The 12,103-nt window shown below is 59.2% G+C and carries 11 protein-coding genes and 1 pseudogene; 8 read left to right on the forward strand and 4 right to left on the reverse strand.

The window, feature by feature from the left end; all coding sequences use genetic code 11:
- Positions 1–88: 88 nt before the first annotated feature.
- Positions 89–809 (reverse strand): annotated as a pseudogene (locus OGI63_RS04900) (uracil-DNA glycosylase).
- Positions 810–985: 176 nt separating this feature from the next.
- On the opposite strand from OGI63_RS04900, the gene OGI63_RS04905 reads away from it, so the two are divergent.
- The 3 genes from OGI63_RS04905 (at position 986) to groL (ending at position 4,017) form a co-directional block, all read left to right on the forward strand.
- On the forward strand, positions 986–1,669 hold the full coding sequence (locus OGI63_RS04905; protein WP_004218933.1) for a LytR C-terminal domain-containing protein: 684 nt from the start codon (positions 986–988) through the stop codon (positions 1,667–1,669).
- Positions 1,670–1,975: 306 nt separating this feature from the next.
- Positions 1,976–2,188, forward strand: coding sequence for a cold-shock protein (locus OGI63_RS04910; protein ID WP_004218935.1), 213 nt, complete (start codon positions 1,976–1,978; stop codon positions 2,186–2,188).
- 215 nt (positions 2,189–2,403) lie between these two features.
- The gene (gene groL / locus OGI63_RS04915) at positions 2,404–4,017 is read left to right on the forward strand and encodes a chaperonin GroEL (protein ID WP_004218937.1); all 1,614 of its coding nucleotides are present in this window, start codon (positions 2,404–2,406) and stop codon (positions 4,015–4,017) included.
- A gap of 139 nt (positions 4,018–4,156) precedes the next feature.
- Here groL and OGI63_RS04920 read toward each other — a convergent pair whose 3' ends face one another.
- A complete protein-coding gene (locus OGI63_RS04920) occupies positions 4,157–4,450 on the reverse strand; it encodes a WXG100 family type VII secretion target (RefSeq protein WP_004218164.1) in 294 nt (97 codons plus the stop codon).
- A 77-nt stretch (positions 4,451–4,527) separates the two neighbouring features.
- On the opposite strand from OGI63_RS04920, the gene OGI63_RS04925 reads away from it, so the two are divergent.
- From OGI63_RS04925 to OGI63_RS04945, 5 genes are all read left to right on the forward strand, one after another.
- Positions 4,528–5,535: a hypothetical protein gene (locus OGI63_RS04925; protein ID WP_004218163.1), complete on the forward strand. Its 1,008-nt coding sequence runs from the start codon at positions 4,528–4,530 to the stop codon at positions 5,533–5,535.
- 53 nt (positions 5,536–5,588) lie between these two features.
- Positions 5,589–6,326 (forward strand): response regulator transcription factor, encoded by a 738-nt coding sequence (locus OGI63_RS04930; protein ID WP_004269071.1) that lies wholly within the window; start codon positions 5,589–5,591, stop codon positions 6,324–6,326.
- A 73-nt stretch (positions 6,327–6,399) separates the two neighbouring features.
- Positions 6,400–8,145, forward strand: coding sequence for a sensor histidine kinase (locus tag OGI63_RS04935; RefSeq protein WP_012754418.1), 1,746 nt, complete (start codon positions 6,400–6,402; stop codon positions 8,143–8,145).
- A 180-nt stretch (positions 8,146–8,325) separates the two neighbouring features.
- A complete protein-coding gene (locus tag OGI63_RS04940) occupies positions 8,326–8,715 on the forward strand; it encodes a cold-shock protein (protein ID WP_004218160.1) in 390 nt (129 codons plus the stop codon).
- Position 8,716: 1 nt separating this feature from the next.
- On the forward strand, positions 8,717–9,847 hold the full coding sequence (locus OGI63_RS04945) for a DUF3027 domain-containing protein (RefSeq protein ID WP_004218159.1): 1,131 nt from the start codon (positions 8,717–8,719) through the stop codon (positions 9,845–9,847).
- An 82-nt stretch (positions 9,848–9,929) separates the two neighbouring features.
- Here the strand turns inward: OGI63_RS04945 and OGI63_RS04950 are convergent, their stop codons facing one another.
- Both OGI63_RS04950 and OGI63_RS04955 read right to left on the reverse strand, forming a co-directional pair.
- Positions 9,930–10,952, reverse strand: a complete 1,023-nt coding sequence (locus tag OGI63_RS04950; RefSeq protein ID WP_004218157.1) for a hypothetical protein — start codon at positions 10,950–10,952, stop codon at positions 9,930–9,932.
- 164 nt (positions 10,953–11,116) lie between these two features.
- Positions 11,117–12,094: a universal stress protein gene (locus OGI63_RS04955; protein WP_004218155.1), complete on the reverse strand. Its 978-nt coding sequence runs from the start codon at positions 12,092–12,094 to the stop codon at positions 11,117–11,119.
- Positions 12,095–12,103 lie beyond the last annotated feature (9 nt).

The following is a 12,103-nucleotide window of genomic DNA, read 5'->3' on the forward strand; positions in this document are numbered from 1 at the left end:
TGTTTCAGTTGGTTAGTGTAATGCATGGCCGTGCAATGGGCATTCGACGCAGCCGTGCAGTGTGCTCGTCTTCATGTGCCTCCAGCTATTACCGTGCAGGGCAATCGGACGATGGCAGCGACCAGTCGACCGGTTCGGCTCCCATCTGCTTGAGTGCTGCGTTCGCGCGGGAGAAGGGATGTGATCCGAAGAAACCGCGCGATGCCGACAGCGGGCTGGGGTGTGCGGATTTGATGATGGCGGCATTCGTCAGCAACGGCTCCAAGGTCTGGGCGTTACGCCCCCAGAGAATCGCTGCCAGCGGCTTTGGCTTGCCGTGCTCATCGACACGGTTGTTGAGTGCACGCACAGCGCAATCGGTCACAGGTTCCCAGCCCAAGTTCTGGTGGCTGTTCGGCCTGCCAATCTCGACGGTGAGGCAGCGGTTGAGCAATTCCACCCCCCCGGTGGGTCCAAGGAGTGAGGTCGCCGTTGCAGGGTGGCGGCACGTGCAGATCATCTTCAAGCTCTTTGAATATGTTGACAAGGCTCTTCGGCAGCGGGTGGACGTTTGGCGCCACCGAGAAGCTCAATCCCACTGCGTAGCCTGGAGTGGGATAGGGGTCTTGGCCCACGATGAGCACACGGATGGAGTCGAAGGGAATGGTGAAGGCGCGCAGTATGTTCCGGCTGGCGGGGGCGATATGTTCGCCATGCCCGATACGTTCACGCAACAGACGCCCCATATGGCGAATTTGCGGCTCCACCGGGCGCAGCGCCTCGGCCCACCCCGGATCCATGAGTTCCTCAAGAGGTTTGATTTCGGTCATGTCTCCACTCTAGCCCGCTCGTGCAACTCCAGGCTTCTTGCGGCTATGGACCGTAGCGCGTGGACGTCTGCCGCCGGTATTCGTGTGCGGTGGCCCTTGTGACTCCGACCTGGTATACCCCGACTTGGTATATTGGAGCCGACACTTGTTTGCACTGCGTACGGAAAGGGACGGCCATGGCTCGCAACGATGACCATAAGTATGAGTCGTATCCGAAGGATTCCTTCGACAATCCGCCGACCGGCCCGGTCGGCGTCCACAATGGCCGTCGTTCCTGGCCAGTGCGTCTGACCCCCTATGCGATCGTGATTGTCGTGGCCGCCGCCGTTGGTGTGTTGTTCTGGAGCGCGTTCTCCGGGGAGGCTGCGAACATGTTCAAACATGGCGATCGAGAGACCGTGGTGGCATCCAGCAGTACAACCACGACCACCTCGCCGTCGTCGACGAGTGCCAGTGAGAGCGAATCCCCCTCACAGAGTGCCAGCGCCTCTGCGTCGGAATCGCCGTCGCAGTCGCCGTCGCAGTCGCCATCGCAGTCCAGTGAGTCGCCGTCTCAGAGCCCGAGCGAAGAGCAGACGCCCGAGCAGAAAGTCAATCTCGATGCTTCGATCAGTGTGATCAATGGCACTGCCACCAATGGATACGCCGCCCAGGAGGCGCAGCGGTTGCAGGGCGCTGGCTTCACGAACGTGGCGCCTAGCAATCCGAACGGCATGCAGCTTCCCTCCCAAAGCGTGGTGTGGTATCAGAACGACGCTGATCTGGCCACTGCGCAAAAGGTGGCAGAAACCCTTGGGGTGAGCACCGTGCAGAAAGCCGAGGGCATTGCAGTGCCAGTGGCCGTCGTACTCATGAATTGAGTCGCCTGCGTCGCATGCCGACGGAGTTCTTCCGCGACGAACCGGCCCGAGGGCCGGTTTTCTTATGCCAATTTGGACTTTGTAAAATCAGTAAAGTTGTATTGTCGGTTAGGCAGATGCGCGTTCTGCGGTATTTTTCTTATATAAGAACCGGTTTGAAACGCCGAAGCTGCGTTAATACCCCCTCATAACTATCATGGGGAAAGGGTGAATGGTTCCGGGCCGCAAATCGGGGAAGTTTGCGTTGCGTTCCTCTCATGAGTCGTTCGCCTTCACGGAGTCCTTCACGAAGGAAGATACAAGGGTATGCCAAGGGGAACGGTTAAATTCTTCAATGTAGGTCGCGGGTACGGGTTCATTACTCCCGAGGATGGTGGGGCGGATGTGTTCGTACATTATTCCTCCATCGAGGCCGAGGGTTTCAAGGCGCTTCGCCAGGGGGATTTGGTGGAGTACGACAGCAAGCCCACTGACAAGGGTGAACTTGCCACGAGGGTGGTCAAGATTCATCGTTCCTGAACGGTTATGGAGTTCGTTCACGATATCTGCGCGAGGCTCTGCCCCGATATTCCCGAAACGCCGTCATCTAGCCCATAGCGCAAAAGGCGGTCCGAAAAGTTGGCACTCGACCACTGAGAGTGCTAATCTGCCCTGTAGCACTTCGGGAACGGGTGCGGGAGCTGACGCCCGTCTCGGACCCAAGTGGGTAAGCATGAATTTCTCGTGGAGGAACAATGGCAAAGATCATTGAATACGATGAGGAAGCTCGTCAGGGTATGCTCGCCGGTCTGGATAAGCTGGCCGATACCGTCAAGGTGACGCTTGGTCCCAAGGGCCGCAACGTCGTGCTTGACAAGACCTATGGCGCGCCGACCATCACCAACGATGGCGTTTCGATCGCCAAGGAGATCGATCTTGAGGATCCGTTCGAGCGCATTGGTGCCGAACTGGTGAAGGAAGTGGCCAAGCGCACCGATGATGTCGCCGGCGATGGCACCACCACCGCAACTGTACTTGCACAGTCCCTCGTGCATGAGGGTCTGAAGAACGTGGTGGCCGGATCCAATCCGATTGCCCTGCGCCGCGGCATCGAGAAGGCTTCCGACGCTCTCGTCAAGCAGCTTGTCGCTTCCGCGAAGCCGGTGGAGACCAAGGAACAGATTGCTGCAACCGCAACGATTTCCGCAGGTGACCCCGAGGTGGGCGAGAAGATCGCCGAGGCTCTCGACAAGGTCGGACAGGATGGCGTCGTCACCGTCGAAGACAACAACCGCTTCGGCCTCGATCTCGATTTCACCGAGGGCATGCGCTTCGACAAGGGTTATATTTCCCCCTACTTCGTCACCAATGCGGAAGACCAGACGGCCGTGCTCGACGACCCGTACATTCTGCTCACCTCGAGCAAGGTCTCCTCGCAGCAGGATGTGGTCCACATCGCCGAACTGGTGATGAAGACCGGCAAGCCGTTGCTGATCGTGGCCGAGGATGTCGATGGCGAGGCACTGCCCACGCTGATTCTCAACAACATCCGTGGCACCTTCAAGTCCTGCGCCGTCAAGGCTCCGGGCTTCGGTGACCGCCGCAAGGCCATGCTGCAGGATATGGCGATTCTGACCGGCGGTCAGGTCGTCTCGGAGGATCTGGGCCTCAAGCTCGATTCCATCGACCTGTCCGTGTTCGGCACCGCCAAGAAGGTCATTGTCTCCAAGGATGAGACCACCATCGTGTCCGGTGGCGGCTCCAAGGAGGACGTGGCCGCACGCGTCGCCCAGATTCGCGCCGAGATCGAGAAGACCGATTCCGATTACGATCGTGAGAAGCTGCAGGAGCGTTTGGCTAAGCTGGCAGGTGGCGTCGCCGTCATCAAGGTCGGCGCAGCCACCGAGGTCGAGGCCAAGGAGCGCAAGCACCGCATTGAAGATGCCGTGCGCAACGCCAAGGCCGCCATCGAAGAGGGTCTGGTTCCGGGCGGCGGCGTCGCACTGGTGCAGGCTGCCGAAAAGGTTGAGAAGGACTTCAACCTTGAAGGCGACGAGGCCACCGGTGCCGCAATCGTCTTCTCGGGCATCGAGGCTCCGATTAAGCAGATCGCCGAAAATGCAGGTCTCTCTGGCGCCGTGGTGATCGACAAGGTTCGTTCCCTGCCTGAGGGTGAGGGCTTCAATGCGGCAACCGACACCTATGAGGATCTCATGGCCGCCGGTGTGACCGATCCTGTCAAGGTGACTCGTTCTGCTTTGCAGAATGCGGCCTCCATCGCGGGTCTGTTCCTGACGACCGAAGCGGTTGTCGCCAACAAGCCGGAGCCGGCAGCGGCACCGGCCGCCGGCCAGGACATGGGTTACTGATTTAGGGTCTTTCCGGTTCCGTTCCGGGACATACATAGAAAAGAGGTGGGGCGTTCCGCAGATCGATCTGCGGAACGCCCCACCTCTTTTCTATGTATTTTCTATGTATTCCTTCCCGCTCGCGCAGCTCGATGCGACCTCACGATGTCGCGAACAGCCGTGTCGCCTGCATCTCGGCATCCGCATAAACGGTGGAGGCTTGCGTCAGGGCCTGCTGCATGGCCTCGAGCGATAGCTCCATTTGCTGCTGGGTGCGACGCCATTCGGAGGCAACCATGTTGAACTGCGCCGCGGCGGCTCCGCGCCATGCATCCTGCAGGGCATTCAGGTTCGCATACATGGTGGTGACCGCATCGCGGATGGCGGTGATAGATGAGCAGACGGCCGCGCTCGAGGCGGCGATGCGTTCAGAATCGACTTGGTATTGTGACATTGCATGCTCCTTTGCATCGTGTTCGTTGTAATAAAAACCGCGGGACAACGTGCAGCTCTCCCGCTACTGTTGACTTTATGGCGAACAACAACGAATGGACAGCGCAACAGGCAATTGTGGTCGGAGGACGTGGTGACGATCCGGTCATTGTGGATAACTTCGGGGGCCTCAAGCGGCAGGCCCGCGTCTGGACGGCGGTTCTCTCCGTCATTATGTTGTTCGCGGCGCTCCTCGTAGGCGCCACTGGTGCCCAAATGGCTGCGGCAGATGATTCTCCGTCGCCGTCTGCCAGCGAATCGTCGAGTCCGAGTGCCTTGGTGGAGGACTCTCAGGGGTACATCACCGATCCGCAGAACCTGCTTGGCGACAATCTCACCAAGGTGATCGATGCGGCGAATCGGACGAAGCAGGAGACGGGCGTGACGGTGCGTCTGCTCTACCTCGAATCGTTCAATACCACAGAGAAGCCGGAACAATGGGCCTCTCAACTGTTGGAGTCGCTCAACCCTCCAGCCAACACCGTCATGCTTGCGGTGGCCTCCCATGATGGCAATCTCGTCGTCGTGGTCTCACCGAATTCCGACGAATGGCTTCGCAGCCAAAGCACCGTGGACCAGCTTTCGGAGGCCGCGAGCAAACCGCTGCTCGATCAGCAGGCCGGTCAGGGGCCGAACTGGTCCCAATCCGCCATCGACATGATGGATGCCATTGCCAGCGCGAAATCGACCGCCACCACCCATGCCGTGAGCTCGGTGAGCATCATCGTCATGATCATTGTGTTTGTCGTGCTCATCGTTGTCGTGCTGGTCATGATCTTCATGCGCCGTAAGCGTGAAGTGAGCGAAGGCTCCAAGCAGACCGAGGAGGTTGGGAAGACGCGGAACGACGACGCCATGCAGTTGGACAACGCCGATGATGACCTTGATGTCACCGCCATGGCCCCGGAAGAGACATCCGAGCAACCCGAAGGCAAAGAGGCGCAAGAGCCGAACCCGACCTCCGAAGCGTCTGGAATGCCTGCCCCGCGTCGCGGGCGCCATGCTGCGGCACCGCATGATGACGAACGATTCAAACGCCCGAATTAAGTTTTCAGAGAGCATTCAGAAAACTTCCAGAGTGTTGCGTGATTATAGGTGCCATGAGTAAAGCAACTGAAGCAACAATCGTGGTTGTCGATGACGAACCCTCCATTCGCGAATTGCTCGTCGCATCGCTGCATTTCGCCGGCTATGAGGTGGAGACGGCGGCATCCGGCTCCGAAGCCATCGAGGTGATCAGTCGCACGAAGCCAGACATGATCATACTCGACGTGATGTTGCCCGATATCGACGGATTCACCGTCACTCGACGCATTCGCCAGGAGGGCATCACGGCTCCGGTGCTGTTCCTCACCGCCCGAGATGACACCCAGGATAAGGTGATGGGCCTGACGGTGGGCGGTGACGACTACGTGACCAAGCCCTTCAGCCTTGAGGAGGTGGTCGCCCGAATCCGCGCCATCCTACGCCGCACCCGTGAGCAGGTGGAGGATGACCCGATCATTCGCGTCGGCGATCTGGAAATCAACGAGGATTCGCATGATGTGACCCGTGCCGGCCAGACCATAGATCTGAGCCCCACCGAGTACAAGTTGTTGCGCTACCTCATGGACAACGAGGGCCGTGTGCTCTCGAAAGCGCAGATTCTCGACCATGTATGGCAATACGATTGGGGCGGCGACGCCGCAATCGTGGAATCGTACATCTCATACCTGCGCAAGAAGGTGGATGATGTCACGGTGACCGATGAGGATGGTTCCACGCACAAGGTGACACCGCTCATCGAGACGAAGCGCGGCATCGGGTACATGATCCGTGCACCGAAGGCACAGAAGTAGGCGAGGGGACATGGGGCAACAGCCACAGGGACCGGGCGGAGATCATTCGGCGTTACCCTCCCCGAAATCAGCGGTGAAAGACACGCCGTTGGCCCAGGTGGCCGCAGCCGATGCCAGGAAAGGGCAATCCTCGCAGAATCAGCCGCACACCCACAGATCACGACGTCTTGCCGCGCTCAATGAGTGCATTCCGCTGAGCGTGCGCCTCATGTCGATCATTGTGGGCATGCTTTCAATCGGCACCATTGTCATCACCTTCTCCATACGCTGGCTGGTGAGCAGCTACCCGATGGAGCGTGTGGACCAGCAGCTGCTGGAACAGGCGGACCTGGTGTTCCCCCAGATGCTCAATACGGACGTGAATACCCAGAACGGTTTCACCAGCTATTATGTGAAGGTGTACAACACCAACACCGGTTCATCGGCGGTGATGTTGCAGCCGGTGCTTAAGGATGGCGTGATCTCGAGCCCCAAGCTGCCCGATAACGGTTCGTTGGACGGCCATGAGCTCGGTGTGCCGTTCACCACGCCTGCTGTGGTGAATACGAAGAACGTTGTGGGGGTTCCCGACCATGCCACCATGCAGTTCGCTGAATGCCCCTGGCGTGTTGTGGCCCTCAAGGGTCTGACGAAATCGGGCAAGGGGGAGTTCCAGGATCTCGGCATCGTGTATATAGGCCTCTCGCTGGGTGACCAGATCGATGTGATCAGCACATTGACCCGGTTCTGCATCATGGTGAGCATAGCCGTGGTGCTACTTGGCGGTTCCTTGGGTGCATTGGTGGTGCAGCGAACCTTGAGCCCGCCCAAACGAATAGAGAAGACCGCCGCGAAGATTGCCGCCGGCGATCTTTCCCAACGTGTGCCGGAAAGCGGTGAATCCACGGAGATAGGCTCGCTGGCAAGATCGCTCAACAGCATGCTCACGCAAATCGAGCGGAGTTTCCATGAGCAGGAGGCCGTGACGCAGAAGATGCGCCAATTCGTCTCCGACGCCAGCCACGAGTTGCGCACACCCCTCGCCGCCATTCATGGCTATGCCGAACTGTACAAGATGCAACGGGATGCGCCGGGGACGTTGGAGCGGGCGGATGATGCCATCTCTCATATCGAGTCATCGAGCTCGCGCATGACGGTGCTGGTCGAGGATCTGCTCTCATTGGCCCGTTTGGATGAGGGGCGCGGCGTCTCGATGAATCAACGTGTTGATTTCACCTCGGTGATGCAGGATTCCGTAGATGACCTTCACGCACTCGATCCGGATCGTGAAATCACCACCATGCAACTCGACATCGATCTGAGTGCGCCGAGGAAGCCGAAGCTGAGTGAGACTCCAGGGCCGTTGCCGAAGATCGCATTGACCGGCGACGCCACCCGACTCCATCAGGTGATCACGAATATCGTGGGCAACATCCACCGGTACACTCCTTCGGATTCGCCTGTCGACATTGGTCTGGGCGTCATAGAGTCGAGCCGCACACCAGAGGACCTCGCGGCGATGCCACAGGACGGCGACATGCTCGAAACACTTCTGCAGGGAGCTCGCAAAAGCAAATCCAGCAAACTCCTGAGCATGTATGCGGTGGCTGTGCTGCGCGACCACGGACCCGGCGTACCCGAGAAATCGCTTCACAACATATTCGAACGCTTCTACACCGCCGATCCGTCCAGGGATCGTCAGAAGGGCGGCACCGGACTCGGGCTTGCCATCGCATTGTCGATCGTGAACGCACACGGAGGTCGTATCTATGCCAGTCCGACCGAGGGCAGTGGCTTGACTTTCACGATTATCCTGCCCATGGAGTCCGGCACGGATTGATGTGTTGGCGTTCGCCGAAGGCTCCAAGGAGCCTGCGTCGGAATAGCAGACGGAGGACCTTGGTTGTTAGGTGAGGCCCCGCGTAAGCTTGCAATGGTTTTGCCAGCGATGCGCGCTGGCGGTAGAATGGACTTTTGGTATGCGGCGGGGCCGCACGTATTCGAGACGATAGAGGTGAACATGCCCAGCGGACGCATTCGTTGGTTTGACGCGAAGAAAGGCTATGGATTCATTGCAGGCGATGACGGCAAGGATGTCTTCCTGCCCCAGACCGCATTGCCGCAGGGAGTGAGGAACCCGAGAAAAGGCGCGAAAGTCGAGTATTCGGTGATCGAGGGTAACCGTGGGCAGGTCGCCATGGGGGTCACCATGGTCGCCTCGGCGCCATCATTGGTGAAAGCCACCAGGCCGAAACCGGATGACATGGCCGCCATTGTGGAGGATCTCATCAAGCTCCTCGACTCCGCCGGCAATGGTTTGCGACGCCACCGCTACCCGTCGTCTGCGGATAGCCGAAAGCTGGCCACATTGCTGCGTGCCGTGGCCGATGACTTCGATGTACAGGACTGATATGGCAACAAGTGAATTCGATCCCATTGCCTTGGCGAGGGCGGAGGCAATCGACACCGCGCATGAACCGGAGGATGTCGGAGAGTTCGTCACCAGCGAGGCCCATGACGATGGCGTGACGGATTTCCGTTTCGAGGCGCTCATGAAGGGATATGAGGGCTGGCAGTGGTCGGTCACGCTGTACCACGATGTCGAGCTCGACCATTGGACCATCGACGAATCCTCGCTGATCCCTACGGACAAGGCCCTTCTGCCACCGAAATGGGTGCCTTGGAAGGATCGTCTGCTTCCCAGTGACCTCTCCGTGACCGATTCCATCGGCACTCCGGAGGATGATGAACGGCTTGATGATGGTATCGGCATTGACGAGGCGGTCAGCCGCACAGAGGAACTCAATGCCGAGCAGCAGGCTGTCGAGACCGTGCAGGCTCAAGAGGGAGGATCCCCCGATGAGCAAGCCGACGCGTTGACTGCCGTTGAAGATGTGGTGGAAGCAGTGGAGGAACTCGACCTGTCGAGGCGTCACGTGCTTTCGGAATTGGGGCAGACGCAGACGGCGCAACGCTGGTATGAAGGTCCTCATGGCCCCAAGTCGCTCTCCACGAAAACCGCCGATGGCAATCTGTGCTCGACCTGTGGTTTCTTCATTCCGCTCGCCGGCAGCCTCAAAACAATGTTTGGTGTGTGTGCAAACCGTTGGAGCCCGGATGACGGGAAAGTGGTCTCGGTGGATCATGGGTGCGGAGAGCATTCCGAGATTCGTCCGCCTGAGCCAAGTCGTATGTGGGTGCAGACAAAGCCCGCCTATGACGATCTGCATATCGATGTGGTGGCCCAGCATGGGCGTGACGAGCGCAAGGACGAGGAATTGCTCGAAAGCCTGGATGAGGTTGATGCGGAATCTTTGGCAGGGCTCAAACAGAAGGCACTCGATATGGACGACGACATGCCCGATACCAGCTCGTTCGGTATCGGGTCAGTGTCGCCGCAGGATTTTTCCGGTGAGGAACCGGAAGCGGATTCTACTGTGGAGCGATCCGCTGCCAAAGAGGTTTGCGAGGACGAGGACGCAGAGCAGATTGACTCGATGTGCACCAGTGAGACGGTGATTGCTGAGGAAGCCGGCGAATAACACGCCAGACGAATGTCAGAGGGGGCTTTCATGTGAACACACATGAAAGCCCCCTCTGACATTCGTCTGCAAATCGGGTCGATCACATGACATTGCCCGATTTCGTCCCGTTGGATTTCGTCGTGTTCGACCCGTTTCCTTCGGATTGAGAGGATGCGGACGAGCCGGACTCCTTCTGTTTGCGCTTGCCTGTCCCCGCATCTTCGGAGGAGGTCGACATGCTGGCGGATGGCGAGGGACTGGGTTCCGGCGAGGTTCTGGAGGTGTTGGAGGGCTGCGCCGAGGGAGATGCGAGTTCGTTGGCTGTGCCGCTGTCGTTGTGTGACTTCGCATCATCTGATGTCGTGCCATGGGTGCTGGAATCGGTGCTCGGGGAGGTGGGTGGCTGCGGCGATTCGGTTGGCATTTGTGTTTCGGACGGCGAGTATGAAGGGTCACCCGTCTGCTCATCGCCCTGCAGTTCCTGGGGGAGCACGCCGGTCGTCGCCAGCAGCAGATCGCGGGTCAGCGTTGTGGCGTTGTGTGCGAGCTTCTTGGCATTGACGGCATTGGTTTGCAGAACGCCATCGTTGGCGATGATTGAGCATGACGGCACCGACGGCTGTTGTGCGGATTGGTCGAGATACGAGGTCAAATTGCGCAGTTGCTCATCGGACATGTCTGTGACATGCGATGCCCGGTATGTTTTCGCATCGCCCACTGCGGTGGTGAGCAGGCTGCGCGCCGAATTCGCGTGAGAGACGCTGGATCGGCAATCGCTCATTGCGGCCGCGCGAGGCGTTCCCGATATGTTCCCATTGGCATACAGGTACAATCCGGCGATTAGGATCACAATGATGCCGAGCACGATCGTGGTGATATGCATGGGCAGATGCCGTCTGGCTCCGCCGCGGGCGCTCTTCGAGGGGCGCTGCTTGGCATCGGTATCTTCGCTATCCGAGGCCGGATCCGTCTCCTCATGATGCGGGGGGAATGACGGTGGCACTACCGTGCCATGCACTTCATCCTGATCGTCCGTTGTCGATTGCGTCACTGACTCTGGGGCTGCGGTCATCTGCGCGCTCGTTTCGCCGACATTGTCTGCAGACTCGTCATCCGCACTCATTTATTCCACCCATCTATCCGTTGCCATACCAGAGCCCCAGTGTAGGGAGTGGCTCTGGCTGCGGCAATGGAGGTGTAGCTCAAAGTGAACAGATGGCGTGTCAATGCAAGGGCATCTGCTCCTTCATGGAGCCGATATCTCGGGTGAATGCTGACAGCCGAGAATCAGTGCACAATGGTGAGGTTGCATTCCGCGAGGTTGATGAGTTGCTTGGAGACCGAACCCAGGAAATGCGCATCGGCCCCGGAGAGCCCGCGGGAACCGACCACAATATGGCGGCAGTAGCGTGAGGCGCTTACCAATCCCTTGCCTGCGCTGATATGGAAGACGTCCGCCTTGATAGTGAGCCCCTCGGGCAGCGTGCTTGAGGCGATAAGGTGCTGCACCACCTGTTCGGCATGCTGCTGTGCCACATCGAGGGGTGGCACGCTTGTCTCATAGCCGGGGATGTCGGTCATGTCCTTCAACTGCCAGCAGTACATCACATGGAGGGGCGCATGGTTCAGATTCGCCAACCATGCGGAGAACTCGAGTGCCCGACGGGACGTGGGCGATCCGTCCACGCCGACGACGATCGGACGGCTCGTTCGGGGCGTGTCAGGTGCGGGCAATTCGAAGTGAACTTCTTGAGAACCGGGCGTCAGCGCGTTGGCAATCTCATCCTGCACCGATTGATCCTCGTTCTCCACGCGAATGATCGTCACGGGAATCTGCGATTCCTCGGCGAGCGAAGACGACAGGGAGCCGGAGAACCAGCGGGCCACCCGCCCGAGTGTGCGCCGCCCCACGACGATCTGCTGGGCGTCGCTGCCAATCTCAAGCAGAGCAGATGTGCCCGAGGCTCGGAACGAGGTGAGACGGATCTGGTCAGAGTCGATGTCGATGCCTTCGGCAGCATCCTTCACCCAATCGCGAAGTTTTTCGGCGATCTGCGTGCGCAGCTTCGCGAGCTCCTCGTCGGTGGTGGGTTCAGGTCCCATGTCCCACGAATACGACCAGCCGTACACGGCGTTCACGGTCTGCCCGGAAAGTGCGGCCTGACGCAAGGCCCAACGCAATGCGCCGAACGATTCCTGAGAGCCATCCACACCCACCACCAGATCTCCCTGTGGGTTCAGCGACTGCACTGTTGCCGGTTCCATGACATCTCC

This window comes from Bifidobacterium sp. KRGSERBCFTRI, assembly GCF_025908335.1.